The organism is Brevibacterium sp. JSBI002, from assembly GCF_026013965.1.
Lineage (GTDB): Bacteria > Actinomycetota > Actinomycetes > Actinomycetales > Brevibacteriaceae > Brevibacterium.
This window is the reverse complement of sequence record NZ_CP110341.1, coordinates 427,650-453,473: the sequence shown is the minus strand read 5'-3', so window position 1 is coordinate 453,473 and position 25,824 is coordinate 427,650. Positions and strand designations below refer to the sequence as shown.

Annotated in this window: 22 protein-coding genes; 8 read left to right on the top strand and 14 right to left on the bottom strand. The window is 65.0% G+C overall.

The annotated features are described in order from the left end of the window. Nucleotides 1-26: 26 nt before the first annotated feature. The 7 genes from fdxA to LJ362_RS01900 form a co-directional block, all read right to left on the bottom strand. Nucleotides 27-353 (bottom strand): ferredoxin, encoded by a 327-nt coding sequence (gene fdxA / locus LJ362_RS01930; RefSeq protein WP_172172271.1) that lies wholly within the window; start codon nucleotides 351-353, stop codon nucleotides 27-29. Next, nucleotides 350-1,159: a uroporphyrinogen-III C-methyltransferase gene (gene cobA, locus LJ362_RS01925; protein ID WP_172172273.1), complete on the bottom strand. Its 810-nt coding sequence runs from the start codon at nucleotides 1,157-1,159 to the stop codon at nucleotides 350-352. The genes fdxA and cobA overlap by 4 nt, the downstream gene beginning before the upstream one ends. Next, nucleotides 1,156-2,544, bottom strand: coding sequence for a sulfate adenylyltransferase subunit 1 (locus LJ362_RS01920; protein WP_264800495.1), 1,389 nt, complete (start codon nucleotides 2,542-2,544; stop codon nucleotides 1,156-1,158). The genes cobA and LJ362_RS01920 overlap by 4 nt, the downstream gene beginning before the upstream one ends. Next, nucleotides 2,544-3,518: a sulfate adenylyltransferase subunit CysD gene (gene cysD / locus LJ362_RS01915; protein WP_264800494.1), complete on the bottom strand. Its 975-nt coding sequence runs from the start codon at nucleotides 3,516-3,518 to the stop codon at nucleotides 2,544-2,546. The genes LJ362_RS01920 and cysD overlap by 1 nt, the downstream gene beginning before the upstream one ends. Next, the gene (locus LJ362_RS01910; protein WP_264800493.1) at nucleotides 3,515-4,321 is read right to left on the bottom strand and encodes a phosphoadenylyl-sulfate reductase; all 807 of its coding nucleotides are present in this window, start codon (nucleotides 4,319-4,321) and stop codon (nucleotides 3,515-3,517) included. Before LJ362_RS01910 ends, cysD begins: the two co-directional genes overlap by 4 nt. After that, nucleotides 4,318-6,045: a nitrite/sulfite reductase gene (locus tag LJ362_RS01905; RefSeq protein ID WP_264800492.1), complete on the bottom strand. Its 1,728-nt coding sequence runs from the start codon at nucleotides 6,043-6,045 to the stop codon at nucleotides 4,318-4,320. Before LJ362_RS01905 ends, LJ362_RS01910 begins: the two co-directional genes overlap by 4 nt. A 176-nt stretch (nucleotides 6,046-6,221) precedes the next feature. Beyond that, nucleotides 6,222-7,049, bottom strand: coding sequence for a sirohydrochlorin chelatase (locus LJ362_RS01900; RefSeq protein WP_264800491.1), 828 nt, complete (start codon nucleotides 7,047-7,049; stop codon nucleotides 6,222-6,224). A 399-nt stretch (nucleotides 7,050-7,448) separates the two neighbouring features. On the opposite strand from LJ362_RS01900, the gene LJ362_RS01895 reads away from it, so the two are divergent. After that, the gene (locus LJ362_RS01895) at nucleotides 7,449-8,366 is read left to right on the top strand and encodes a sulfite exporter TauE/SafE family protein (RefSeq protein WP_264800490.1); all 918 of its coding nucleotides are present in this window, start codon (nucleotides 7,449-7,451) and stop codon (nucleotides 8,364-8,366) included. 102 nt (nucleotides 8,367-8,468) lie between these two features. Here LJ362_RS01895 and LJ362_RS01890 read toward each other — a convergent pair whose 3' ends face one another. Continuing rightward, complete coding sequence (locus LJ362_RS01890) at nucleotides 8,469-9,740, bottom strand: MFS transporter (RefSeq protein WP_264800489.1); 1,272 nt, start codon at nucleotides 9,738-9,740, stop codon at nucleotides 8,469-8,471. Between the two features lie 256 nt (nucleotides 9,741-9,996). On the opposite strand from LJ362_RS01890, the gene LJ362_RS01885 reads away from it, so the two are divergent. Next, a complete protein-coding gene (locus LJ362_RS01885) occupies nucleotides 9,997-12,519 on the top strand; it encodes an excinuclease ABC subunit UvrA (RefSeq protein ID WP_264800488.1) in 2,523 nt (840 codons plus the stop codon). Between the two features lie 70 nt (nucleotides 12,520-12,589). On the opposite strand, the gene LJ362_RS01880 is transcribed toward LJ362_RS01885, so the two are convergent. The 4 genes from LJ362_RS01880 to LJ362_RS01865 form a co-directional block, all read right to left on the bottom strand. Beyond that, on the bottom strand, nucleotides 12,590-13,408 hold the full coding sequence (locus LJ362_RS01880; RefSeq protein WP_264800487.1) for an ABC transporter ATP-binding protein: 819 nt from the start codon (nucleotides 13,406-13,408) through the stop codon (nucleotides 12,590-12,592). After that, the gene (locus LJ362_RS01875; RefSeq protein WP_264800486.1) at nucleotides 13,401-14,252 is read right to left on the bottom strand and encodes an ABC transporter permease; all 852 of its coding nucleotides are present in this window, start codon (nucleotides 14,250-14,252) and stop codon (nucleotides 13,401-13,403) included. Before LJ362_RS01875 ends, LJ362_RS01880 begins: the two co-directional genes overlap by 8 nt. Before the next feature lie 77 nt (nucleotides 14,253-14,329). After that, nucleotides 14,330-15,643 (bottom strand): FAD-dependent oxidoreductase, encoded by a 1,314-nt coding sequence (locus tag LJ362_RS01870; RefSeq protein WP_264800485.1) that lies wholly within the window; start codon nucleotides 15,641-15,643, stop codon nucleotides 14,330-14,332. A gap of 98 nt (nucleotides 15,644-15,741) precedes the next feature. Further along, nucleotides 15,742-16,713, bottom strand: a complete 972-nt coding sequence (locus LJ362_RS01865) for a pyridoxamine 5'-phosphate oxidase family protein (RefSeq protein ID WP_264800484.1) — start codon at nucleotides 16,711-16,713, stop codon at nucleotides 15,742-15,744. A gap of 300 nt (nucleotides 16,714-17,013) precedes the next feature. Here LJ362_RS01865 and LJ362_RS01860 point away from each other — a divergent pair, with 300 nt between their 5' ends. The 3 genes from LJ362_RS01860 (at nucleotide 17,014) to pgm (ending at nucleotide 19,626) form a co-directional block, all read left to right on the top strand. Beyond that, nucleotides 17,014-17,343, top strand: a complete 330-nt coding sequence (locus tag LJ362_RS01860; protein WP_062239468.1) for a rhodanese-like domain-containing protein — start codon at nucleotides 17,014-17,016, stop codon at nucleotides 17,341-17,343. Between the two features lie 226 nt (nucleotides 17,344-17,569). Then, a complete protein-coding gene (locus LJ362_RS01855; RefSeq protein ID WP_264800483.1) occupies nucleotides 17,570-17,866 on the top strand; it encodes a hypothetical protein in 297 nt (98 codons plus the stop codon). 119 nt (nucleotides 17,867-17,985) lie between these two features. Then, on the top strand, nucleotides 17,986-19,626 hold the full coding sequence (pgm, locus tag LJ362_RS01850) for a phosphoglucomutase (alpha-D-glucose-1,6-bisphosphate-dependent) (RefSeq protein WP_264800482.1): 1,641 nt from the start codon (nucleotides 17,986-17,988) through the stop codon (nucleotides 19,624-19,626). A 377-nt stretch (nucleotides 19,627-20,003) separates the two neighbouring features. Here pgm and LJ362_RS01845 read toward each other — a convergent pair whose 3' ends face one another. Further along, a complete protein-coding gene (locus LJ362_RS01845) occupies nucleotides 20,004-21,044 on the bottom strand; it encodes an LCP family protein (RefSeq protein WP_264800481.1) in 1,041 nt (346 codons plus the stop codon). A gap of 323 nt (nucleotides 21,045-21,367) precedes the next feature. Between LJ362_RS01845 and LJ362_RS01840 the strand changes: the two genes are divergently transcribed. From LJ362_RS01840 to LJ362_RS01830, 3 genes are all read left to right on the top strand, one after another. Next, nucleotides 21,368-22,609: an MFS transporter gene (locus tag LJ362_RS01840; RefSeq protein ID WP_264800480.1), complete on the top strand. Its 1,242-nt coding sequence runs from the start codon at nucleotides 21,368-21,370 to the stop codon at nucleotides 22,607-22,609. Nucleotides 22,610-23,058: 449 nt separating this feature from the next. Then, nucleotides 23,059-23,271: a helix-turn-helix transcriptional regulator gene (locus LJ362_RS01835; protein ID WP_264800479.1), complete on the top strand. Its 213-nt coding sequence runs from the start codon at nucleotides 23,059-23,061 to the stop codon at nucleotides 23,269-23,271. Further along, entirely contained in the window at nucleotides 23,268-23,843 is a 576-nt protein-coding gene (locus tag LJ362_RS01830) for a hypothetical protein (RefSeq protein WP_264800478.1), read from the top strand. Before LJ362_RS01835 ends, LJ362_RS01830 begins: the two co-directional genes overlap by 4 nt. A gap of 250 nt (nucleotides 23,844-24,093) precedes the next feature. Here LJ362_RS01830 and dld read toward each other — a convergent pair whose 3' ends face one another. Continuing rightward, nucleotides 24,094-25,800 carry a D-lactate dehydrogenase gene (dld, locus tag LJ362_RS01825; protein WP_264800477.1) on the bottom strand — a complete coding sequence of 569 codons (1,707 nt, stop codon included), beginning with the start codon at nucleotides 25,798-25,800 and terminating at the stop codon, nucleotides 24,094-24,096. Nucleotides 25,801-25,824 lie beyond the last annotated feature (24 nt).

Genomic DNA, 25,824 nt, shown 5'->3' with positions numbered 1-25,824 from the left:
TCATTGAGAAGTCAGTCGCGGGGTGTTCAGTCGTCGGCGTTCTGCGGCGGCAGAGCTGCGATGAAGGGATGGTCTTTGTCGACGACTCCGTGGGCGGCTGCTCCGCCCGGGGAGCCGATGTCGTCGAAGAATTCGACGTTCGCCTTGTAGTAGGCCTCCCACTCATCAGGCACATCGTCTTCGTAGAAGATCGCCTCGACGGGGCACACGGGTTCGCAAGCCCCGCAGTCGACGCATTCGTCGGGGTGGATGTAGAGGGAACGGGTGCCTTCGTAGATGCAGTCGACCGGGCATTCCTCGATGCAGGCTCGGTCCTTCAGGTCCACGCACGGTTGGGCGATGATGTAGGTCATGGGTTCCTCACGAGTTCGGATGCCGATGCGGCAGGCTCGGTCGCCTGGGTGAACGCACCATCGGCGTAGGGGCTCAAGGTCACGACATCACCGGCGACGATCACGGCCGGTGACCGGACGCCTCGGCGAGCCGCGCGGAAGGCGATGTCGCCGAGGGTTCCGATGGTCACTCGTTGGTTCTCACCGAAACCGTCTTCGACGATCGCGACCGGGCAGTCGTCACCGCGCCCGGATCGTGCAAGCACCATCGCCGAATTGATGAGTGTGCCCACTCCCATGAGCACGACGACGGTGTGGTCGCGTCCCCCGCCGATCTCGCTGAGTTGGTCGTGACCGGTCACGACCGTGTACGAGGTGGCCACCCCTCGGTGGGTGAGCGGGATTCCGGCGACCGCCGGAACGGAGTTCGCGCTGGTCACCCCGGGGACGACGCGGACATCGACTCCGGCGGCCCGGCAGGCGATGACCTCCTCTCCCCCACGTCCGAGGACGAACGGATCCCCGCCCTTGAGCCGGACGACCCGGTGGCCGAGCTTCGCCTGTGTGATGAGGATGTCGTTGATCCCGCTCTGCGGCACCGGATGGTGCCCCGGCAGCTTTCCGACGTCGATGATCTGCGCATCCAAGGGCGCACCGCGTTCGGTTTCGAGCTGATCGATGACCGATCGGGCGCCGAGGCGGTCAGCCACTATGACATCGGCGCGTTCCAATGCGCGCAGACCGGTGACGGTGAGCAGTCCGAGATCGCCCGGTCCGGCACCGACGAGCAGCACGGTGCCCGGCTGTTGTGGGAGGAAGAGCGTCATGACTTGTCCTCGGTGGATTCGGGGGTGTGAGCCGCCTCGGGGGTGTGGATTCCCGCAGCGAGGGTGTTGCCTGTCTGCGGGTCGATGACGACGAAGGCTCCGGCCGTGCCGTGGTCGCGGAAGTCCGGGACCGGCAGCTCGGCCGACAGCTTCACCCGGGCCAGGCCGATGTCGTTGCCGGCGAGCACCTCGGCGGGTTCGGTCTCGGAGGTCTCGAGGTTGCGTTTGGCCTCGATGCTGACGATCCCCTTCACGGTCGTCGTCCCCGTCTTGATGAGCACCCGGTCCCCCGTGCGCAGGCCCTCGGCCGTGAACGGGAAGACCTCGGCTCGCAGTTCCCGGCGCGGGGTGGGCAGGGTGCCGGCCGCGGCGATGACGCTGCCACGAGCGGTATCGACGTCATCGGCCAACCGCAGCGCCACCGACAGCGGCGCACTCGCGGTCTCAAGGGGACCACTGGCGGTATCGATGCCCGTCACCGTCGTTGTCAGCCCGGCGGGGTGGATCTCGATCTCATCGCCGAGGCTGACTCGCCCGGCCGTGATCTGTCCGGCCACCGCCCGGTAGTCCCGGAATTCCTCGGGGTCGAGACCCGGTGCCAGTCCCCCTTGCGGACGCAGCACGGTCTGCACGTCGACGCGGAAGGCCTCGAGATCGGCGGTGTCCTCGTCCGCACTCGGCAGGGTCTCAAGGAGTTCGAGCAGCGCCGGACCCGTGTACCAGGGTGTGTTGTCCGAGGTGGTGGCGACATTGTCCCCGGCCAGGGCGGAGATCGGAATGAGGTGCGGGGTCTCCAGGCCGATCTCGTCCGCGAGGGCCTTGATGTCGTTTTCGACCGCCTCGATCCGCGTCTGGTCGTAGTCGATGAGGTCGATCTTGTTGACGGCGATGATGACGTGGCGGATGCCGAGCCGGGAGACGACGGTGAGGTGCCGGCGGGTCTGCTCGGTCGCACCCGTGCGGGCGTCGATGAGGACGACGACGGCATCGGCGGTCGAGGCTCCCGTGACCATGTTCCGCGTGTACTGGACGTGTCCGGGGCAGTCGGCGAGGATGAACGAGCGCCGGTCGGTGGCGAAGTACCGGTAGGCGACGTCGATGGTGATGCCCTGTTCGCGTTCGGCCCGCAGTCCGTCGGTGAGCAGAGCGAAATCGAACTCTCCGCCGAGGAATCCGCGTTCCCGGCTGGTCGCGCTCACGGCGGCGAGCTGGTCGGCGAGGATCGCCTTCGCATCGTGGAGGAGCCGGCCGACGAGCGTGGACTTCCCGTCGTCAACGGATCCGGCGGTGGCGAAGCGCAGCAGCGTCTTCGTCGTCGTGTCCAACGAGGCGGTCGCCTCGGTGGTGGTTGTCGTGGCGTTTGCGTCAGTGGTTGTGGTCGTCATCAGAAGTACCCGTCCTTCTTGCGGTCTTCCATCGCCGCGGCCGAGATGCGGTCGTCGGCGCGAGTGGCTCCGCGCTCGGTCACAGTGGTGGCGGCCACCTCGGCGAGGATGGACTCGAGGTCATCGGCGCTCGATTCGACGGCTCCGGTGCAGCTCATATCTCCGACGGTGCGGTAGCGGACCTTCTTGGTCGTGACGGTCTCGCCGTCGCGTGGGGTGGAGAATTCGCCCGTGGCCCACCACATGCCGTCGCGGGCGAAGACTTCGCGGTCGTGGGCGAAGTAGAGCTCGGGCAGTTCGATGCCTTCGCGGGCGATGTAGCTCCACACGTCGAGTTCGGTGAAGTTCGAGATCGGGAACACGCGCACGTGTTCGCCGGGCAGGTGGCGGCCGTTGAAGAGGTTCCACAGTTCGGGGCGTTGGCTGCTGGGGTTCCAGCCGCCGAATTCGTCACGCAGGGACAGGATGCGCTCCTTGGCCCGGGCCTTGTCCTCGTCGCGGCGGGCACCGCCGAAGACGGCGTCGAACCTCCCGCCGGTGATGGCGTCGAGCAGCGGCTGGGTCTGCAGGGTGTTCCGGGTGCCGTCGGGGCGTTCGCGCAGGCGACCGTCGTCGATGTAGTCCTGGACCTTCGCCACCGTGAGGTCGAGGCCGTACTTCTCTGCCGTCTCGTCGCGGAAGCGGATGATCTCGTCGAAGTTGTGTCCGGTGTCGACGTGGAGGAGTCCGAACGGGATCTTCGCCGGCCAGAACGCCTTCGCCGCGAGGTGGAGGACTGTCACGGAGTCCTTGCCGCCGGAGAACAGCAGCACGGGGCGTTCGAACTCGGCGGCGACCTCACGGATGATGTGGATCGCTTCGGATTCGAGGACGTCGAGGGTGGACAGGCTCGCACCCGGGTTGTGGGCGGGCGCCGCCTCGGCGGTGGTGCGGGTCGGCTTGGTGTCGTGGTTGGACTGGGTGTCGATGCTCATGTGTGGAGTCCGCATTCTGTTTTGGTCGATCCGGCCCAACGGCCGGCGCGGGGGTCTTCCCCTTCGGCGACGGGGCGAGTGCAGGGCTGGCAGCCGATCGACGGGTACCCCTGCGACAGCAGCGGGTTGACCGGGACGTCGAAGGCGCGTGAGTAGTCGAGGAGGTCGTCGAACGACCACGCGGCCAGAGGGTTGACCTTGACCAGTCCGTTCTTCTCATCGAAGGCGATCAGCGGCGTGTTCGTCCGGGTCGGAGCCTCGTCGCGGCGGACTCCGGTGAACCAGAGTTCGTAGCCGTTCAGTGACTTCTTCAGCGGTGCGACCTTGCGGCGGGCGCAGCACAGGCCCGGGTCGCGGGCGAAGAGATCCTTGCCGAATTCGGCGTCCTGCTCTTCCACGGTCTGCTCCGGGAGGACGTCGACGATGTGGACATCGACACGGCGGGCCACCTCGTTGCGGGTGTCATAGGTCTCCCGGAAGTGATAGCCGGTGTCGAGGAAGAGGACGTCGACGCCGGGCTGGTACTGGGCGACGTAATGCGGCAGGGCGGCGTCGGCCATCGAGCAGGCCACGGCGCAGGCCGCGGTGTCGAAGTTCCGGGACACCCAGCGGATGACGTCGGCGGGGTTGGCCTCGGGAACACCGTTCTCCGGGTCACCGGCGAGCTCACGGGCACCCGCCTCGGCGAGGGCTTTGAGTTCTTCGACGGGACGCGGTTCGGGGCGGGACTGCGTCTCGGTCGGGACTGCGGTCGCGGTGTTGGCCGCCTCGGTGGGGGCTGCGGTCGTGTTCGTGTGGGTCATTTCAGCTCCTCCTCGTCAACGCGGTGGGCCCATTCGGAGAATGTTTCGGTCTTCCCACGCCCGGCGAGAAAGCGACGGACGAGTTTCTCGACGTAGTCGCTGAGGTTGTCCGCGGTGACCTTGAGTCCGCGGACGGTGCGGCCGAGTCCGGCTTCGTCGCGGTCTTTCGAAGCCAATCCCCCGCCGACGTGGACCTGGAATCCGGGGACCTGTTCGCCGTCGTCGGTGGTGACGATCTGGCCTTTGAGGCCGATGTCGGCGGTCTGGATGCGGGCGCAGGAGTTCGGGCAGCCGTTGAGGTGGAAGCTGATCGGGTGGGGCAGCTCTTCGATGTCGGCGAGGCGCTCTTCGAGCTTGGTGATGGTGTCGGCTGCGGTCTGCTTGGTCTCGACGATGGCGAGTTTGCAGTATTCGATGCCGGTGCACGCGATCGTCGAGCGGCGGAAGAGGTCCTTCCGGCTGGAGAGGCCAAGCGCATCGAGCTCGGCGACGACGGCTTCGACGTCGGCTTCGTCGATGTCGAGCAGCAGCACCTTCTGGTGCGGGGTCGTGCGCAGGCGAGTGGATCCGTACTTCTCAGCGAGGTCGACGAGCTGTCCGAGCAGGGTGCCCGAGACGCGGCCGACGACAGGGCTGACGCCGATGTAGTAGCGGCCGTCGGTCTGCTTGTGGACGCCGACGTGGTCACCGGCGGTGCTCGGCTTGGCCGGCGCCGGCCCGTCGGCGAGCTGGTATCCGAGGTATTCGGTTTCGAGGACTTCGCGGAACTTCTCCGGACCCCAATCGGCGAGCAGGAACTTCAGGCGGGCCTTGTTGCGCAGGCGGCGGTAGCCGTAGTCGCGGAAGATCGAGGTCACGCCCAGCCAAGTCTCGACGACTTGGTCGGGGGCGACCCAAGCGCCGAGGCGTTCGGCGAAGCGGGGGACGACGGACAGGGCGCCGCCGACCCACAGGTCGTAGCCGATGCCGTGTTCGGGGTGTTCGACGGCGACGAAGGAGCAGTCGTTGATCTCGTGGACGACGTCCTGGCTGGGGTGGCCGGTGATCGCGGTCTTGTATTTCCGCGGCAGGTTCGACAGGCTCTGGTCACCGATGTAGCGGCGTGAGATCTCTTCGATCGCCGGGGTCGGATCGATGAGTTCATCGGCGGCGATGCCGGCGACGGGTGAGCCGAGGATGACGCGGGGAACGTCGCCGCAGGCTTCGGTCGTCTGCAGACCGACGGCCTCGAGGCGGCGCCAGATCTCGGGGACGTTCTCGATCTCGATCCAGTGCAGCTGGATGTTCTGGCGGTCGGTGAGGTCGGCGCTGTCGCGGGCGAATTCGGTGGAGATGTCCGCGATCGTGCGCAGCTGCTCGGTGGTGAGCTTGCCGCCGTCGATGCGGATGCGGAGCATGAAGTATTCGTCTTCGAGCTCATGCGGCTCGAGCTTCGCGGTGCGACCGCCGTCGATTCCCGGTTTGCGCTGGGTGTACAGACCCCACCAGCGGAAGCGGCCGTGCAGGTCGTCGGAGTCGATCGAAGAGAATCCGCGCTTGGCGTAGATGGTTTCGATCCGGGCGCGAACGTTGAGGCCGTTGTCTTCGGCTTTGTCGATCTCGTTTTTGTTCAACGGTTCATGGCCGTCGATCTTCCACTGCCCATTGGACTTCTTCGGGCGGGCGGGCCGCTTTGCGGTCCGTTTACCTGCTGTTTCCTTGTTCTCTTCCACCTGAGTGGACATTGCTGTCTCCAAACGCTGAGGGGAACCAGTGATGAGCCACGCTACATGAATGCCGGATTGCTCAACAAATTACCGAATGGTTTGTGTCACGGAGCGACATCTGGCGTCACGGCCTGCCGTGTATGCGGTCAGGCGTTGAGCATCCGCGGGGTGAGGTTGCGTGGTTGGGTGTGAGGTTAGACGTAGGCAGGACAGCCGCCGTCGGCACGGGCGCCGCCGGGGCCACTGTTGCGGCCGGCCGCGAGAACACCGTCACGAACTTGGCCGCGGATTCCCCCGCGGACTCGGTCGCGGACGATGTCAACGAGCTTCGGCGGAACGGCGGACGCGATGCCGCCTCCGGTGAGAAGCGGCGGGGCGAGGACGCCGGTCGAGTCAGTGCCGCCCTCGACGTGCTTTCGGGCGAGGTCGTCGAAGAACCCCGGCGCCAGCAGATAGTTCGCAAGCACGGGGCGGGTTCCGCGACTCCGACTCTCCGCGACGAGGTCCTTCAGGGCCACTCCCCCGCCGGCGAGGAAGCCGACCTCGACTGGACGCTCGAGCTCTGCGGCCAACAGCCTGCCCATTTCACGACATGACTCGTTCGCCCGCTCGTCGCTCGATCCGGCAGCGGCGAGGATGACCTCGTCGTTGTCGCTCAAAGCCGGAAGGCGATCGGCAAGGATCTCCGCAAGCCTCGCATCCGGCCCAAGCGTCGGCGTCCGCCGAACGTCACGGCCGGACTCGATGGCTCGGTTGACCACCTCAGCGAGGTCGACATGGACGTGATAGCCCGGGGAGAGCAGAAGCGGCACGAGGATCACCGGGCGGTCGGCGGGCAGGCGGTTGATCACCTCGTCGACGTCGGGTTGCTGGACGTCCACATGGCCGAGCATGACCTCGTCGGCAATCCCGCGAATGCGCAGGTCTGTGGCGATCTCTGCCGCGAGCACCTCGATGAGGACTTGGCCGGTCGGCGATGAGGTCCCGTGGGAGATCAGCCCCACCGACGGCAGCCCCGTCACAGCGCCCACTCCTGGACAGGCCTCTGCGCCCGGAATCTCACTGGCTGCGGCGCCCGACCCCGCGCAGGAACCGGGGGTGTCACGGTCATCGCGCAAAGCAATTGCTCAACGACTACACGGCCCGGGTGAGCAGCTCTCGTCACTCTTGATTGCATTCGCACAGCGTAACCCATCAGTGTCAACGTCGCATACAGGCTCGTCATCAGGGAAATACCGCCATGTGGCGTCATCTTTCGACATGCAGCGACCGAGTTCGTAGGATTGCGGATGATTCGCCATTCTGCTCAACAGTTTCGCTAGTGTGTCTAGTCAAAGCGTCTTTGCGTTCCTGACACCGACCGCATCTTCGACGTCTTCTGCGTCATCACCACCTTCGCGTCATCCACGAAAGGCAAGCACATGCGTCAGCTCATCGTCCTCGGGATCGTCGGCCTCATCGCTCAGCTCATCGATGGATCGTTGGGGATGGCCTATGGGGTCACCTCAACCACACTGCTGCTCGCGGCGGGTACGGCACCGGCGGCTGCCTCGGCGGCGGTGCACTTCTCTGAACTGGGCACAAGCTTGGTATCAGGGATCTCCCATCACCGGTTCGGCAATGTCGACTGGCGGACGGTGGGCATCCTCGCCGGTCCCGGCTTCATCGGCGCGGTCCTCGGGTCGACGTTCCTCGCCAGCCTCGATGGGGAGGCCGCGACCCCGTGGATCTCGGGAATCCTGCTCGCGCTCGGGGTCTACGTGATCTGGCGGTTCCTCGCATTGGGCGGGAAGCGTCCGGAGTTCAAGTCGCGGCCGAGCGCGGGGATGCTCGTGCCGGTCGGGTTCGTCGGTGGAGCGCTCGATGCCATCGGCGGTGGCGGCTGGGGTCCGGTCGGGACGACGACGCTGCTCTCATCAGGACGTTTGGAGCCCCGGAAGGTCATCGGGTCGATCGATACGAGTGAGTTCGTCGTCGCCGTCGGCGGTTCGCTCGGGTTCCTCATCGCACTCGGCTCGCAGGGCATCGAGTGGCAGATCGTGGCGGCGCTGCTCATCGGCGGCGTCATCGCCGCACCGTTCGCCGCATGGCTGGTGAAGCTGCTGCCGGCGAAGGTGCTTGCAGTCGCCGCGGGCGGAATCATCATTCTCACGAACATCCGCACCATCCTGCTCACCTTCGGGCTGGGCGCGTCGACCGTGTGGCTGACGCTCGGCGGCTTGGCCCTCGTCTGGTTTGCCCTCATCGCCCACGTCGTCCGCGTCGAGCGGGCAGCCTCGAAGGCGCGGAAGGCTGAAGAAGCCGCGAAAGCTGAGGCCGAAGCGACCATCGGCAGCTGATCACCGCCGCCTACCCTTCTCAATCAACGCGAAACTCGAAAAGCACGTCGCGGACGACGTGCTTTTCGAGTTTGGCGTTGATCGACGAGGATCGGCGTGCGGTCAGCGCTGGCTGTAGAGCTTCCGGGCCATGATCACGCCGATGAGCGAGAGCAGCGACAATGCGGCGTAGTAGAAGCCGGGCACGGTCAGCAGACCGGTCGCGCCGAGCAGCGCGGTGAGGATGAGCGGGGCGAAGCCGCCGAAGATCGTGACACCGAAGCTGTAGGCGATGGTCATGCCGGAGCTGCGCACCTTGACGGGGAACAGTTCGGAGAGCAGGGCAGGCATCGGGCCGAAGTAGAAGACCATGAACAGGCCGACGATCGCCTCGCACAAGGTGAGGACGCTGATCGACGGGTTCGCGGTCAGGAGGATGAACATCGGCCACGCGACGATGATGCCGACGATGGTCGTCGGGATCATCACGGTCGTCGGGCCCACTCGGTCGGCCAGGCGACCGGCGAACGGGGCACCGACGAGGGTGATGACACCGGCGACGACGGCGCCGGGGAATGATGCCCAGGCGTCGAGGCCGAGGTTGGTCACGGCGAACTGCGGCAGGAAGGTGATGAGGTAGACCGAGATCGTGGCCATCGCGATGATGAGGAACGCGGAGAACAGGCGGCCGAAGTTCTCGGAGAGGAGGACGCGGAGCGGACTGTCGGTCTTCTCGGCGGCCTTGAACTCAGGGGTGTCATCCATCTTCGAGCGGATGTACCAGCCGACGGGCCCGATGAGCAGGCCGAGGGCGAAGGCCACGCGCCAGCCCCAGGAGTGCAGGGCCTCTTCGCTCAGTGCCGAGCTGAGAATCCACGAGATTCCGGCGGCCAGGAACATCGAGATGCCCTGAGTCGCGGTCTGGAAGGAGGCGTAGTAGGCCTTGCCGCGCTTGGCGTTCTCGGTAAGGAAGGCTGTGGCCGATCCGAATTCGCCGCCGGCGGAGATTCCCTGGATGATGCGGGCGATGATGAGGCCGATCGCGCCCCAGATGCCGATGGTCGCTTCGCCAGGCAGGATGACGATGATGAACACGCCGAGGGTCATCAGACCGATCGTCAGCGACAGGGCGGACTTGCGGCCGTGCTTGTCCGAGTAGCGGCCGATGAGGATGGCGCCGAGGGGACGGACGACGAAGGTGATGGCGAAGGTCGCCCAGGTCATCAGCTGCGCGGACAGGCCCTCGCCCGGGTAGAAGACCGCGGTGATCGAGGTGGCCATGAACCCGAATAGGATGATGTCATACCACTCGAGGGCGTTGCCCAGTCCGGCCGCAACTACGGCCTTGCGGGCCCGCGACTTGTCTTCGCGGGACTCGACGGGTGTCTCAGTCATCGTGTGCCTCTTCTTGTAGGTGCCCGGGCGCCTGGGTGGCGGAGCCGGTGGTGGATCGTGGGCTTACGGGATGCAGGCACCGTTGCTCATCACCCGGGGCGGATGTTGCTTATTCACAGACCTGGTCGGAGTCTCTGCTCTGACAAGTATGCCCCTGTTCTCGTCAGCGAGACGATTGTAGTCCCGTAGTATCCGGCCGCAAAGGCAGTCTCAGCAGGTGACGAGTCACGTCAGTGTCAGTTGTTACGATCGCGGTATGTCGACCGAAGCCCGAAATGCTGCCCCCGCCACAGCGGTCGAGGTCCGCGGTGCACGCGTGCACAACCTGCAGAATATCGACGTCGACGTGCCTCTGAATACCCTCGTCGCCATCGCCGGCGTCTCCGGTTCGGGCAAGTCCTCCCTGGCCATGGGAGTCCTCTACGCCGAAGGCTCTCGGCGCTATATCGAAGCTCTGTCGACGTACACCCGTCGACGCATGGGTCAAGCCGCCCGCGCCGACGTCGACACCGTCCGCCACATCCCCGCCGCCCTTGCTCTGCGGCAACGGCCCGGAGTCCCCGGGGTCCGCTCGACGTTCGGCACCTCGACCGAGCTGCTCAACGTCGTTCGCCTGATCTTCTCCCGCCTGGCCTCCCACCTCTGCCCGAACGGGCACCGGCAGAAACCGACTCTCGATGTCGCTGCCGAGGAGCCGTTCGACTGCCCCGAATGCGGTGAAACCGTCTATGCTCCCGGCGCCGAGGAGCTCGCCTTCAATTCCGGTGGAGCATGCCCCCGCTGCGAGGGCATCGGCACCATCAGAGAAGTCGACGATGCCTCCCTCATCCGCGACCCCGACCTGTCGATCGACGACGGCACAGTCGTCCCCTGGCAGATGTTCGGTTTCAACGTCCAACCGCAGATCGCCCGCGAGTTCGGCGTCCGCACCGATGTGCCCTGGCGCGACCTCGAAGACTGGGAACGCGAGATCGTCTTCGCCGGCCCCGAAGAGAAGAAGCACATCACGGTCACCTCGAAGAAGGGGCTCCACGACCTCGACTTCACCTTCCGCAACGCCCGCCTGACGGTGACCGAAGAACTCAAACGTGCGGACAACGAGAAGCGCTTCGCCAGGGTCAGCCGGTTCCTCTCCGAGCAGGTCTGCCCCGACTGCGAGGGCACCCGCCTGTCCCCCGCCGCCCGTGCACCGCGCATCGGTGAGATCGGCCTCGCCGAGGCGACCGCCATGACCCTCGACGAACTCGTCGACTGGGCCGCGGATGTTCCGGCCGGCCTTCCCTCATCGATGCAATCTATGGCCAGATCGTTGGTGGACACTCTGCTCGGCATGGCACGCCGGCTGCTCGACCTGGGGCTCGGCTACCTCGCCCTCGACCGGGCTGGTTCGTCCCTGTCGACGGGTGAACGCCAACGTGTCCAACTCGCTCGCGCCGTGCGCAATGAGACCACCGGCGTCCTCTATGTCCTCGACGAACCCTCGATCGGCCTCCACCCCTCCAACATCGCGGGCCTACAGGGTGTCATCACCGATCTCCTCGACGAGGGCAACTCCGTCGTCATGGTCGACCACGACCCGCTGGTCCTCCGCGAAGCCGACCATCTCATCGAGATCGGCCCCGGGTCCGGACGCGACGGCGGCACGGTCGTGGCCACCGGCACTGTCGCGGACCTCGACAATCATCCCGATTCCCGCATCGGCCCCTACCTCACCGGCCGCGCCGAAACACTTGTGCGCGAGCCCGCGGCCGCCTCGGCGACCTTCGATCACGGACGGGTCCGATTGCGCACCGAACCGATCCACACGGTCCACGCCCTCGACGCGGAGATCCCGCGGCAGCGGCTGACCGTCGTCACGGGCGTGTCCGGATCGGGCAAGACCACCCTCGTCCTCGACAGCCTCGTCCCCGCGCTCAAAGCCGCCGATGAACGTTCGCGGCCCGGTCATGTGCGTGACATCGACGCCGAGGGGATCGACCGGGTCAACGTCGTCGACGCCACCCCGATCGGCATCAACGTCCGCTCGACCGTCGCCACCTATTCCGGGGTCCTCGACGACCTGCGACGTGCGTACGCCAGCCTTGATTCGGCGAAGGAGGCCGGACTCACGGCCGGGGATTTCTCGTACAACACGGGATCCCTGCGCTGCCCGAAATGCGAAGGCACCGGCGAGATCACCCTCGATGTGCAGTTCCTGCCCGATGTCGACATCCCCTGTCCCGACTGCGAAGGCCGCCGGTACAGTCCGGACGCGGATGAGTACCGCCGTGCCTCGGATGCCGATGGTCAGCCGCAGTCGCTGCCGGATCTCTTGGCGATGACCGTCGCCGAGGCGCTCCCCCACCTCGCCGAGATGCGCAAGGTCCACGCCCGGCTGAGAACGCTGGCCGATGTGGGACTCGGCTATCTCACCCTCCACGAGGCGACCCCTGCACTGTCCGGCGGAGAGGCACAGCGGCTCAAGCTCGCCACCGAACTCGGGAAGTCGCAGCAGCACACCCTCTTCGTCTTCGACGAACCGACGGTGGGCCTGCACCCCGAGGATGTGCGTGTGCTCGTGCGCGTCTTCCAGCAGCTGCTCGACCAAGGTGGGACGGTGCTCGTCATCGAGCATGACCTCGACATGATCGCGAACGCGGACTGGATCATCGACCTCGGCCCCGGCGGAGGCCAGGATGGCGGTCAGATCTCGGCAACGGGAACTCCGCAGCAAGTCGCGAATGCCTCAGGCAGCGTGACCGGCGAGTACCTCAAGGGTCATCTGGCCGAGGCGAGGTAACGGAAACGGCCCCATCCTCAACGGAGGACGGGGCCGGATTCGGGGAGAGCCGAAAGGGCAGAGAAGAAACTCAGCCGGGCTCCTCCTCGACTTCCTTCGCCTTCTCGGCCTTGGTGAAGGCCTGGTACTTGCGGATGACTTCAAGCGCCGGACCGTCGGCGATCAGTTCGCCCTTTTCGATCCACAGCGCGCGGTTGCACGTGTCCTTGATCGTGCGCATCGAGTGCGAGACGAGAAAGACGGTACCGGCGTTCTCACGGATGGCGCGGATTCGGCCCTCGGAACGATCACGGAACTTCTTGTCACCGACGTTGAGCGCCTCATCGACGATGAGGATCTCGTGCTGCACCGAGGTCGCGATCGCGAACTTCAGACGCTGCGACATACCCGAGGAGTACGTGCGCATCGGCAGATCGATGAAGTCCTCGAGCCCGGTGAACTCGACGATGTCATCGAATTTCGCGTCGATCTCTGCACGAGTGAGTCCCAAAGCCAGTGACCCGAGAACGATGTTGCGAGCACCGGAAAGATCCGGGATCAGTGCGGCACCGACACCGAGGAGGTTCGGCCGTGACGTCGCATAGATCGCGCCCTCGGAGGTCGGGGTCAGTCCGGTGATCGACCGCATGAGCGTCGACTTGCCGGAGCCGTTGCTGCCGATGATGCCGATGGATTCGTTCTTGTGTGCGACGAAGCTGATGCCTTTGAGGGCGTGGACTTCCCTCAGCTCCCGCTTTCTCGTCATCACGTCTTTGCTGCCCATCTTGAGCTTCTTGCCCGTGGCCAGTGTTTTGTAGCGGACGTGGACGTTGTCGCAGACGACGACGGGTGGATTGTTCTTGGTCACCTCGGGGAGGCTGCCGGTGTCGAACGAATTATCGTCACTCATCACGACCAAACCTTTCCTCGGCCTGCCAGAAGAACACGAAGCCGATGATGAAGATGCCGAATGCCCAGATGGCCAGGTGCCAGAAGTAGTCGTAGGGAACGACCCCGTCCTTCATGAGGATGCCGCGAGCGATGGACAGCACGTTGTTGATGGGCTGCCAATCGGCGAAGGGCTGGAGGGACGGGTTGATCTTGTCGACCATGACCTTGAGGTCGAAGAAGACACCCGAGGTGTAGAAGATCATGCGGGAGATGAACGGGGTGACCTGCGACAGGTCCCGGAAGTGGACCGTTGCGCGGGCGAAGATGAACGCCACACCCTGGTTGAAGACCCAGAACAGGAACACCAGCGGGATGAAGAGGAACCAGTCCCAATCAGGCCTGGCACCGAAGATGATGACGATGAGCGCCATGAAGATGAGCGTGGGAATGAAGTCGAGCAGGTTCTGGAACACCTTGGCAATCGGCAGAACTATGCGCGGGAACGGCAGAGATTGCACGAGCGACGCGTTCGAGATGATCGACTTCGCACCGCCATTCATCGAGCTGTTGAAGAACTCGAGGATGAAGACTCCGATGACGACGAATGGAGCGAAGTCCGGCGGGCGAGCAGTCGCGCCCTGCATGATGAAGCCGAAGACCGTGCCGTAGATCAGTGCCGAGAACGACGGACGCAGCAACACCCAGGCCATGCCGAGGCGGTTGCGCTCGTTCTCGGACTGCATCCGGTACTTCGCAAGCGTGTACGTGAAGTCGCTTCGGTTGAGAAGCTGTTTGACGTACTGGGGCAGAGACGGCCGTCCACCCACTCTCTCGAGTCCGTGCTCGGCAGCAAGCCTGGCCATATCCATGAACAGAAAATTCTCTCGTCGGCGACTGGGGATAGAACAGAAAGAGTCTACGGGATGAGACTAGCGCAGACTCACAGTCGGCTGTGAGCCTTGAAGTCGAAGTCTGGGTCGGCGATTTGGGCCCGCGTCGGAATGTGGCTACCGCCGAGTACACGCCGCGCCGCCGCCTGCATCGGCGGCCAGTTGAATGTTTCGACACCGACGAGCTTCGACTCCGGTTCGGGGCCGTCGAAGTGGAAGACCTGGAACTTGGCTCCGCTGGGGTCGTGTCGGATGATCGTGTCGTTGGCGTCGGGGCTCGTCAGGCCCGCCGTGAATACCTTCTCCGGGCCTTGGAAGCTCCAGTGCCAGGGGACGTCGGACCAGGCTTTCGGACCCCCTTCCGGCCCACTGCCTGAAGCGGATTCGGAGTCGTTCTCGCCTTTGTTCGACGGCTCTCCCGCGCCCTCGCCGAGGAGCTCAGCGAGGAATTTTCCGTGGCTTTCGGCCACCGGTTCACAGGCCCATGGGTGGTCGAGTGCATAGGGTCCGGCGGTGATGATGGCGCAGTCGCCGGCGGCGAAGACACCCGCATGAGATGTTGCCAAACTCTCATCCACGCCCCAGGCCTGAGCGGGGCGGTGGCCGTCGATCGGGATCAGCCGAGGTCGAGCTCCGACGCTGGTGATGAACAGGTCGTGAACATCGGCCGGGATGTCGTCCGGGCTCGCGGTGTGGGTGACGAAGTCGACCCCGGCGGCTTTGTGCTTCTCGAACAGTGCCTGCCGCACGGGAGCGGAGAGCTGTTTGCGAAGGGGTTCGTTCCCGCGCAGGTAGACCGTGGCGCGGTGCCCGGCAGCCACCGCCGAGGCGGCCACTTCCATTCCGAGATAACCGGAGCCCAGCACCCCGACGTTGAGCGCCTCGGTCGCGTTGTTCACACGTTCAAGGATCCATTCGGCGTCGCCGAGGTCATAGACCGGCAGGGCGTCCGGGAAGGCGGGGACTTCGGGGCGGTTCGCCTCCATCCCGGTGGCGAGGATGCAGTGGGTGAAGTCGATGGACTCCCCCGAGGCGAGGTGGATGGTGCCGGCGGTGGCGTGGTCATTCGCCAGCCGATGGGGGTGTCGCTGGGTCTCGGCGGTGTAGCGGGACTCCGCGGCCGCCTCGGCGAGGGTGATCTCTTCTGCCCGGTCACGGACGAAGGTGATGTGATCGGTCGATTCGAGATGGTAGGGCAGGTGGTGGCGGGAGCCGTCGAAGAGGTGCTTGGACAGCGGCGGCCGCTCACACGTTTCGCCAGCTTGGGGGTCGATGACGGTGACGGCCTGACCGCGCGCGTTCAGCTCCCGCGCCGCAGTCGTACCGGCCAGTCCCGCACCGATGATGACGATCCGCTTGCTCATGCCTCCATGCTATGCCTCGCCGAGGCGGCTCGCGGTGAGGTGGGGCGCCCGGCACGGGCAGCAGAGCAGTCGTGCCGAGCCCCCTGGCCTCTCACGGCTCAGAGTTCCGTGGTCTGTGTGCCGCCGGACGGGCGGTCTCCGGTGAGCTTGGACCGGACCATGCGGAACATGCCCGATGCCTTGCCACCGGGCAGCCCCCAGTGCTGTGCGGAGTGGGTGACGACCTTGATGAGTCCCAGGTTCGGGTCGCGGCGGTCATCGAACCACGCCTTGGCGGAATCCGACCACAGTTCATCGACCTTGGCCTTGTCGTCGACGAACTTCACGCGCCCGGCCACCGACAGCCAGTTGCCCGCCTCCGCGAGGCTGATATTGACCTCGGGGTTCGTCTGCAGCGCCTTCGCTTGGTCGCCGTCGAGGGCGAGGAAGAACCAGACGTCGGCCTCCTCGGTGACCTGCTGGGGTGCCATGGGGTGAGCGAGGATCTTGCCGTCGGCGAGCGCGGTCGCGAGCATGACAGAATCACCGCCGCGCAGGATCTTGACGACGTCGGCCCGGTCGAGCTCGTCTGTCGCCGCCTCTCCTGCGGGCTTCTGCCCACCACCCGCGGCGGATACCTGGCCAGCTTCGGTGTCGTCAGTGGCGGAGGCTGCCGCTTCCGTGCTCGCGGCGCCGCCTCCCGCCGTGCTGCCGACCGCGTTGCCCATCCCTGGCGCGCTGTAGATATCGCCGTGCTCGGACGTGGTGCCGACCGAGGCACCCATACCCGGGGCAAGGGAAGCGTCAGTGGCTCCGGAGTTCTCGGTTCCTGAGCTCGGAGTCGCTTCGGCGGCCTTCGATTCGTCGATCGCCGTATGCGAACCATCGGGATTGCGGTGCAGCGTCACGCCTTCTTCCGCTGCCGTGTTCTGGGCACGCTCCTCAACGTTGTTTTCGGTGTATCCGACTTCGGCGTGAGATTCCATGGACGAAGTGCCGCCCAGCGGCTCCGTCGCTTCGTCCAGTGCTGATGCAATATCACGGGCCTTCTCCTCGGCCGGCGACTCGTCGCTCTTGTCTCTGTTGTTCATGACCATTTCCCTTCGCAGACGGTTCCTGGCGATAAAGTCGCTGACGCGGACCGTGGCTCGTTCGGGCGGGCCGCGGTCGACTGGCGCATCAACGACTACTCGGCCATTCTCACACGTCTCTCCGGGCGGCAACAGCCCCCTTGGAACTGGACTGAGATGACCGAAATCCGGAGCCGTTCGAAGTGCGGACTGGCTGCGCGCACAGCTGTAAAGAGGGGCGCGCACACGATGACGGACATGCGCAGATTCGGAATCTCCGGGCAGGTGCGAACACGTGGTTTGCGTGCCTACACTGAAGACATGGATGAAGAAACGACCGTCACCGTCAACGACATCCCCGAGGGGGCCGCCATCATCGACGTCCGCGAGGATGACGAATGGGAGGCCGGCCATATCGAAGGCGCGATCCACGTACCGCTGGGCGAGCTGCCCACCCGCCTGGACGATCTTCCTCTCGATGACGATATGTACGTCATCTGCCGCACCGGCGGACGCTCGAACCGAGCCGTAGCCTGGCTCAATCAGAATGGCTTCGACGCCTTTGATGTCGTCGGCGGCATGGGCTCATGGAACATCGACAATGGTAAGCCGATCGTCTCCGAGACCGGCGAAGAGCCCTGGGTGAAGTGAGCAGAAAGGCACCTGCAGTCGGCCAGCCAGCGGCTTGATCGCACCGTCCGCGAGAGTCGCTCCCGTCGTCGCGAGGTCGACCGGAGGAGCCGCAAGACCGAGTCCCCTTGCCCCGTTTCCACGATGGGTCTACCGTCGAGACCACAGATCACTTCCATACCTTTTGTGATCCCCATTCCTCCGTCGAACGCGGTGAGCGTGTTCAACTCCGAAAGGAGCCGAAGTCATGAGTGACGAGAAGAAAAACCTCCCGGAGAACTCAGCAGAAGACCAGACCGAAGACGAGCAGAACATCGAGAGCACTGCTGTCGGAGTCGGCGCGGATACCGACGCCGAAGGCAGTTCCCAAACTCCCGAGGAGAGGCTCGAGCGCATCGCTGCCGAACACGATGTTCCGATCGATCGGGATCCCGAAGACGCCCAGGCCAAAGCGGAAGGGTCCTCCTCCCCCGACAAAGACCGAGATGTCAGCGGTGGAGACACGAAGGAAGAGGAGGACGACTCCGTGGAGCCGCCGGACTGAGAAGGCGGCCCGGCATACGAGGCCGCTGATTCTCGCGCCGAGGAGCCGTCGAAGTCCACGATGCAAGAACTCCGTGGACACAACTGTGCGCAACCGCTGTCATTTGGTTAGGTAGAAGAATGACAACACGCGCCGGCCAGTTGGCCCAGGACAAGGATCTCGTTGACATCCCTGCCCTTCTCGATTCCTATCACGACTTGGTTCCCGACCCCTCGGTGCCTTCGCAAGCAGTGAGCTTCGGGACCTCCGGCCACCGCGGTTCGAGCTTCAATCGCTCCTTCAACGAGGCCCACATCGCGGCCATCACCGCGGCGATCGTCGACTTCCGCCGAGACAAAGGCATCCGTGGGCCGGTCTTCCTCGGCCGTGACACTCACGCACTGAGCGAGCCCGCCTTCCTCACCGTCCTCGAAGTGCTCGCCGCAGCTGAGGTTCCGGCGCTCATCGACGAGCGCGACGGCTTCACCCCGACCCCCGCGGTCTCCCACGCGATCCTCGGCTTCAATGCCGGGAAGTCGCGCGAGGATGCGCAGGCCGACGGCATCATCGTCACTCCCAGCCACAATCCGCCCGCCGACGGCGGCATCAAGTACAACCCGCCGCACGGCGGGCCCGCCGGAACCGAGACGACGACCTGGATCGCCGAGCGCGCCAACCGGTACCTGGCCGAGGGGTGGGAGAAGATTCCGCGCACCCCATTTCAGCGGGCATTCCATCTGGAGAACACCGAGAACTTCGACTACGTCTCGAACTACGTCGACGACCTCGAGTCGGTCATCGACCTCGATGTCATTCGCAGCTCCGGGCTGAAGATCGGCGCCGATCCGCTCGGCGGAGCCAGCGTCGACTACTGGGCGGCGATTGCAGAGGACTACGACCTCAACCTCGACGTCGTCCACCCGGACGTCGACCCCACCTGGTCGTTCATGACCCTGGATTGGGACGAGAACATCCGCATGGACTGCTCCTCCCCCTATGCGATGGCCGGCCTCATCGCCTCACGCAACGATTTCGACATCGCCACCGGCAACGACGCCGATGCCGATCGTCACGGCATCGTCACTCCCGATGCGGGTCTGATGAACCCGAATCACTATCTGGCAGCCGCCATCGACTACCTACTCGACTCCCGCACCGACTGGCCGAAGGGCGCCGCGATCGGCAAGACTCTGGTCACCTCGTCGATCGTCGACCGCATCGTCGCCGCGCATAATCGCACCCTCTTCGAGGTGCCCGTCGGATTCAAGTGGTTCGTTCCCGGGCTGCTCGACTCCACGCTGGCCTTCGGCGGTGAGGAATCCGCCGGCGCATCGTTCCTGCGCAGCGACGGCAAGGTGTGGTCGACGGACAAGGACGGCATCATCCTCGCACTGCTTGCCGCCGAGATGACCGCGAAGACCGGCCAAACACCCTCGCAGCGCTATGCCGGGCTGGCCGCCAACCACGGCACGAGCGCCTACGCCCGCCAGGACGCACCGGCCACCCGAGAACAGAAGGCCCGACTGGGAGCTCTCGACGCGTCCCGGGTGAGCGCCTCGACCGTCGGAGGAGAAGCTGTCACTTCTGTGCTCACCTCGGCGCCGGGCAACAATGCGCCCATCGGCGGGCTCAAGGTCACCACGGACAATGCATGGTTCGCGGTACGACCGTCGGGCACGGAAGACGTCTACAAGATCTACGCGGAATCGCTCCGCGATGAGGACCACCTGCGCCAGGTCCAGCATGACGCCCGCGCTCTCGTCGACGGGGTGCTGGAGTAAGCCCACGGTTGGTGCGCGTTCAGGTGCGGGCCGCAGGCGCGGGTGCGGCCGTTGAGCGCAGATTCACGCGCAGTCCATCTGCTATCCGATCGAAGCCGGCAAGTATGCAGATGAACTCGTCATCGCCTGGAGCCAGGACAACACGACCTCATCGCCTTTAGTTCCAGTCATCGATCTAAAACTCGATGACTGGAACTAAAGGCGATTATGCGTCCGCTGATATCGGCCGAAACTCGCCGTACGACCAGAGCCCCGCTCCGGAACGATCCTGGAGCGGGGCTCGATGTATGACTCAGCGGAGCTGGGAGTCCACGTCTGCGGCTGCGGTGAGCCGCCTCGGCGAGGAACACCCGGGGACGAGCCGCCTCGGCGAGGTTTTAGAGGTGGGCCTCCGGGGCGTTCTGCACGTAGTCGGCCACGGTGTCGTTCTTGAACGCGTCGCGGACCTTCTTCAGCTCATCCTCGTCGACGTTGACGATCGACTGACCGTCCGGGGAGGTGCCGACGCCGGCGACGGGCGCGGTGAAGAACTCGATGTCGCCGGGACGGACGTCGCGCATATTGAACGCAGTCGCGGAGATGTACTTCGCGTCCATGCCCGAGTCGACGTACATGTACGGCGCGAAGTTCTTGACCATGTCCTGGATCTTCTTCGGGTTCGACAGAGTATCGGCCGAGATCATCTCATTCGTCAGCCCGCGGATGAACGCCTGTTGGTTACGTGCGCGCTGGAGGTCGCCGTCCTGGAACTGCTTGCGCTCACGCACGAAGGTCAGCGCCTCGTCACCGTTGAGGACGTTCTCGCCCTTGGTGAACGAGTAGCCGTTCTTCTCGAACGCCTGCTCGGAGTTCACGGTCACCCCGCCGAGGCTATCGGTCAGTGCCTTGAATCCCTCGAAGTCGATGATCGCCACGTGATCCAGTTCGGTGCCGATGAAGTCCGAGACCGTCGACACCGCCAGCGGCAGACCGCCGTAGGACAGTGCCGCGTTGATCTTCGACTTTCCGTGGCCCTCGATGTCGACGTAGGTGTCGCGCGGGATCGACATGATCTGGACGTTGCCGCCATCCTCGGGCAGGTGCATGACCATGATCGTGTCCGAACGCAGGCCGCGCGAATCGTTGACGTCGACATCTTTCATCGACTCGTCCGAGCCCAGGAGCAGGATGTTCGTGCCGTCGCCGTCCTTACCGCCGCCGGACTTGCCGAAGACCTGCTCATCGCTGAGCTGGTTCGCGTTCTTGTCGAACGACCGACCGACGCTCCAGACGTAGAGCCCGATGCCGAGCACGCCGAGGATGACGATGATCAGCAGTGCGACGAGTACCTTGCGCCAGACGCGCTTCTTCTTGCGCGGGCGCTGCTGTTCCTCGTTCTGGTGGTCGAAGAGATCGTCGAAGGTGGTGTTGTCCGTCATCGGCACTCCGGGGTTTGAGCGGTCGGCGCCGGGCGCCGGGGTCATTGGGCAATCCCGCTCATTGTATAGCGACCGAGGTGACCCATTTCTCAGCCACGCGACGCACCCCATCCGGCACCGCGGGGACGGACGGGAGGACAGAGCCGCCTCGGCGAGGTGTTCTGCCTTGTCAGACGCAGTGATCCCCGGTTTCGACCGGGGGGACCGGGACTGATACCGGTTCGTTACCCACCAATGACCTCCGGCGCCGAGGTGAGGGGATTCACCAGTAATAACGCAGAATTCGTCTGGCTGTCATTCGGAGCGCTCGGTAGACTTTCCTGGTGTTCAATAACTATCGGGAAATTCTGTCGCTTCCCGGTGCTCTCAAGTTCTCCTTGGCCGGTCTCGTCGCCCGGATGCCCATCGCAGTGCTGGGGCTGGGAATTGTCCTCTTCATCCAGGGCGTGACCGGGTCGTACGGCATGGCCGGCATCGTCTCCGCCGTCTACATGATCGTCCAGGCGCTTGCGGGCCCCGGGATCGCTCGCCTCGTCGACCGCCTCGGCCAGGCGAAGGTCATGGTGCCCATCGTCATCACCCACCTCATCGCGTTGGCGCTGCTCATCGTCTCCGTGTACGAGGAATGGTGGACGGGATTCGTCTTCGTCTTCGCCGGCATCGGCGGCGCCACCGTCGGCTCCGTCGGTTCTCTGGTGAGGTCGCGCTGGTCGCATATCGTCGACACCCCGAAGAAGCTGCAGACCGCGTTCTCATGGGAGTCGGTCGCCGATGAGCTGATGTTCGTCTCCGGGCCGGTGCTGGCCACGGTGCTCGCGACAGCCGTGTGGCCGCCGGCGGGCATCATCCTGTCGATGATCACCGTCGGTGTCGGCTCGCTGCTGCTCTACATCCAGAAGTCGACCGAACCCCCACCGGTGGAGCGGACCACCGAGGCGAAGGGCCACGTGTTCTCGAACCCGGGCATCTTCGCGATCATCATCGTCAACATCTTCCTCGGCGTGAACTTCGGTGCCATCGACGTCATCGCCGTCGCCTTCGCCGACGAACTCGGCGTGAAGTCCTCTGCCGGTGTGCTGCTGTCGTGCCTGGCGCTGGGATCGCTGGTCTCCGGTGCGCTGTACGGGGCCCGCAACTGGCAGGCCGCGGTCCATCACCGCTTCGGCGTGGCCGTGTCCGCTCTGGCCGTGGGTGCGTGCCTGATGCTGCTGGCGAACTCGATGGTCACCTACGGCATCATCCTCATCGTCGTCGGATCCGCGATCGCACCGAGCCTCATCGGCGCGAACTCCGTCATCGAGCAGCTCGCTCCCCCGCGCAGGCTCACCGAGGCATTCGCCTGGTTGGGCACCTCTCTGGGCTTCGGCGTCGCCTTCGGTTCGGCCGTCGCCGGCAACATCATCGACGCCTTCGATGCGAAGACCGCGATGCTGCTGCCCGCCGGCTGCGCCGTGCTGGGAGCGATCATCGCTCTGTCGCTGCTGAAGCTGCTCAACCCTTCCAGGTCGAGTCACGAAGCGCGACTGGCGAAGGACCGTCGGCGCGAAAAGGTTGTCGAGTCGTAGGTCGGCGGTGGGCGAGTGTTGCTGCGGCCGGTGAGGCCGATGCGGCGACCGGCGGTCGCCTCGGCGAACGCTGCACCGTCGACCTCGGCGAGCATCCGTCACCGTTGGTGTGACACCCTCGCGTTGATCTCTCTTCGCGCCACTGGCTGCGCATCCATCACCGTTAGGGCCACGTCCCTGCGTCAGTCTCTCTTCGCACGCCTGGCTCCGCATCCGTCACAGTTAGCGAGAATACACCCCGTTGCGGCGGGGTGTATTCGCGTTTGCGGGATGTTGTGCGCGCAGGAGACGACGGCTCACCGGCTCAGCCCGACCTCGGCGGCCTAAACGCGACCCCGCGGGGCCACGGAACGGCAGGGCCGCCTCGGCGATGTCAAAGATCATTGACATCTCGATGTCAAACATGCTTTACTTGTTGATGTAAAGGGAAGTTGACATCAAGGAACGGTATGGAAGTTCAGACCTCGGACCTCAAGCAGGTTCGCAAGGCTTCCGGGCTCACGCAGGCACAGTTGGCCCAGCTCACAGGGGTGTCGCGGCAGACGATCATCGCGACCGAGCGCGGCGACTACGCCCCCAGCGTCTATCTGGCGCTGCGCATCGCCCGAGCCTTGGACACGACAGTCGAAGAGATCTTCTCACTGAAGGAGGAATCGCCGTGAACAACGTCAGTGACAACAAGAACCGCTCTAACGCTCTTGCCGACAGAATCGCCGGCTTCGACGACCCCTCGATGGGAGACGAACGCGAACGCGACGTCATTCTGAGGGCCTATACTTTCGGTTCGATCTTCTCCACGTATGCGTTCTTCACGCTCGCGCTCATCTTCGCCGTTCTCGGAGCTGGCCTGTGGTCGGCACTCATCGTCCTGGCCTCCGGCGTGAGCGGGGTGGCCATCTCGGCGTACTGCAGGCGCGAGAACGTGGACTTCTCGCTGGCCATGGCACGCGTTTCGCCGAAACGGCTGATCGCCGCCAACGTCATCGGGGGCGTATTCACCCTCGCCTGGCTCGCCGCCGTCGTCTTCCACATGAGCAACGGCTACCCGCTCATCGACGTCGGCATGGGCAATCGTGCGATGCCCGGTGCCCCATCCAGCACCTACTCCATCGTGATCGGCGCAGCGATCGGTTTCATCATCGCGCTGACCATCATGACGGTCTCCCGGGTCCGCAAATCAAAGCAGGCCCGCGCCGAGGCGGCCGCCGCCGCTGAGATCGAAGACGAGGACTGATTTCGCCGCGTCAGAGGTCGCCAGGTCGGCTGCGGGTACCAGCCTGAGGCCGACGACACCAGTCACCGGCGGCGCGTCAGCTCACCGTGAGTCGCGCATCCATCACCGTTAGCAGCATTTCACCCCGTTGCAGAGGGGTGAAATGCTGCTAACGGTGTGGGGTGTTGCGTATGGCCCGGGTCGCTGCGGACTGCGGGGTGAGTGATCGACGCTCTGCTGTGCTGCGATGCCCCACCCGGAGGTTCCAGGCTCACGCCCAGTCTTTCTTCGCCGACGTCTCGCCGACTCCGGCGTTGAATACGTTGTGCGGGTCGAGGTCCTTGAAGTGCGCTTCCATCTCCGGCGGCACGGGGTAGAGCCGGCCGTAGTTGTGCTCGGCAGGCACGGCCGCACCCCGGGCCTCGAGCAGTTCGGTCATCTGCTGCTTCAGCGCCACCGTGTCGACGCCCTTCTTCGCCACGTGGTCCTGGTGGAAGACGTGGCAGAAGAAGTGCCCGTAGTAGGAGCTGATGTGCAGCTGGTCGGCGATCTCGTCGGGCAGCACCTCGAGCCAGTCCTGATCGTCGCGGCGCAGCGCCACGTCGAAGGTGATCATGTCCGAGGAGTCCTCACGGTTGAGGTTGAAGTACCGGGTCGCAGCACTCGCGGCACCGAAACGATGCAGCATCGCGGACTGAGCTTCATCGGCGCTGCACACGAAATAGTCACCTTGGTGGGCCGCCTCGGCGAAGAAGTCGTCAAGGAACGCACCCATCCGGTTCTTCTCCTCGGCACTGACGACGAGGAGCAGGTGATGCTTGAAGCGGTCGCGGTACTCGAGCATCCGCTTAGGCAGCTGCTGCGGGAGCAGACCGAACGCGTTCTGCGCGATCGTGTCGGCGACGGTCTCGCCGAAGAACGGCAGCTTCGCGAACACGCCGTTGGCCCAGTTCTTCAGCGCGAACAGCCTGATCTGCTCGCGGCTGCCGGCGTGCTTGATCGAGACGAACGTGTCTTTGCCGTACTTCTCGGCGAGGTCGAACGAGGGTCGGCCCATGTATTCGCCCGAGATCGGCAGCGGCATGTCCGAGGTGAGAATCGCCCGTCGCAGCTCTTCGAGTTCGGCCGGAGAATTCGTGCCGACGTAGAACGTGGTCGCTCCTTCTTCCTTCGGGAAGGTGCGGGTGCGCACGGCGAAGACCATGAGCTTCCCGGCCGAACCGGACGCCTCGTACAGGTAGTCGGAGTTCGCGTTGAACCGGGCCGGGGAGTCGACGATCCTGCGGACCTGCTCCCCATACTCGGTCTCCGTCGTGTCCTCCGGGGCGGGCGTGACCTCGGCAGGGTCCCAGTCTCCGCGCTGGAGTTTGTCAAGGATGTGGGCGGGGTCGTCGCCGAGCTCCACGCCGAGGTGGTTGACGAGCTCGAGTCGCCCCTCCTCGTTGACGCGGGCGAAGATCGCGTGCTTCGTGAACGCCGGACCCTTGCGGATCTGGGAGCCGCCGGAGTTGTTGGCGATACCGCCGATGACGGAGGCGCCGATCGAGGATGAGCCGATGACCGAGTGCGGTTCGCGGTGGAACGGGGCGAGCGCCTCGTCGAGTTCGTAGAGAGTGGATCCGGCCAGGCAGATCGCTTCGCGGGCGTCGTTGATGAGGTGGATCTCGTTGATCCGCAGGGTGGAGATGATGACGATCGGACGGTCGTAGTCCTGCGCACCGGGGCCGGAGCCGCCGGTCAGGCCGGTGTTGGCCGACTGCGGAATGACGATGAGGTCATTGTCGACGCAGACCTGAAGGGCCCGCCACATGTCGACGAGGCTGCCCGGTCGCAGCACGGCCAGCACATTGCCGCCGCCGAAGCGGTTGCCCTTGGCGTACGGTGCGGTCGCCCGCGCAGAGGTGAGGACGTGGCGCGGGCCCATGATGTCGATGAACGCGTTGACGGCTGGGGACTGGTGACGTGTCTTGCCGGGCATATGGTCGATCCCTATCGGTAGGCG

Coding starts and splice junctions, on each gene's coding strand:
- fdxA (WP_172172271.1), bottom strand. CDS start 353: ATGACCTACATCATCGCCCAACCGTGCGTGGACCTGAAGGACCGAGCC.
- cobA (WP_172172273.1), bottom strand. CDS start 1,159: ATGACGCTCTTCCTCCCACAACAGCCGGGCACCGTGCTGCTCGTCGGT.
- LJ362_RS01920 (WP_264800495.1), bottom strand. CDS start 2,544: ATGACGACCACAACCACTGACGCAAACGCCACGACAACCACCACCGAG.
- cysD (WP_264800494.1), bottom strand. CDS start 3,518: ATGAGCATCGACACCCAGTCCAACCACGACACCAAGCCGACCCGCACC.
- LJ362_RS01910 (WP_264800493.1), bottom strand. CDS start 4,321: ATGACCCACACGAACACGACCGCAGCCCCCACCGAGGCGGCCAACACC.
- LJ362_RS01905 (WP_264800492.1), bottom strand. CDS start 6,045: ATGTCCACTCAGGTGGAAGAGAACAAGGAAACAGCAGGTAAACGGACC.
- LJ362_RS01895 (WP_264800490.1), top strand. CDS start 7,449: ATGCGTCAGCTCATCGTCCTCGGGATCGTCGGCCTCATCGCTCAGCTC.
- LJ362_RS01890 (WP_264800489.1), bottom strand. CDS start 9,740: ATGACTGAGACACCCGTCGAGTCCCGCGAAGACAAGTCGCGGGCCCGC.
- LJ362_RS01885 (WP_264800488.1), top strand. CDS start 9,997: ATGTCGACCGAAGCCCGAAATGCTGCCCCCGCCACAGCGGTCGAGGTC.
- LJ362_RS01880 (WP_264800487.1), bottom strand. CDS start 13,408: ATGAGTGACGATAATTCGTTCGACACCGGCAGCCTCCCCGAGGTGACC.
- LJ362_RS01875 (WP_264800486.1), bottom strand. CDS start 14,252: ATGGCCAGGCTTGCTGCCGAGCACGGACTCGAGAGAGTGGGTGGACGG.
- LJ362_RS01870 (WP_264800485.1), bottom strand. CDS start 15,643: ATGAGCAAGCGGATCGTCATCATCGGTGCGGGACTGGCCGGTACGACT.
- LJ362_RS01865 (WP_264800484.1), bottom strand. CDS start 16,713: ATGAACAACAGAGACAAGAGCGACGAGTCGCCGGCCGAGGAGAAGGCC.
- LJ362_RS01860 (WP_062239468.1), top strand. CDS start 17,014: ATGGATGAAGAAACGACCGTCACCGTCAACGACATCCCCGAGGGGGCC.
- LJ362_RS01855 (WP_264800483.1), top strand. CDS start 17,570: ATGAGTGACGAGAAGAAAAACCTCCCGGAGAACTCAGCAGAAGACCAG.
- pgm (WP_264800482.1), top strand. CDS start 17,986: ATGACAACACGCGCCGGCCAGTTGGCCCAGGACAAGGATCTCGTTGAC.
- LJ362_RS01845 (WP_264800481.1), bottom strand. CDS start 21,044: ATGACGGACAACACCACCTTCGACGATCTCTTCGACCACCAGAACGAG.
- LJ362_RS01835 (WP_264800479.1), top strand. CDS start 23,059: ATGGAAGTTCAGACCTCGGACCTCAAGCAGGTTCGCAAGGCTTCCGGG.
- dld (WP_264800477.1), bottom strand. CDS start 25,800: ATGCCCGGCAAGACACGTCACCAGTCCCCAGCCGTCAACGCGTTCATC.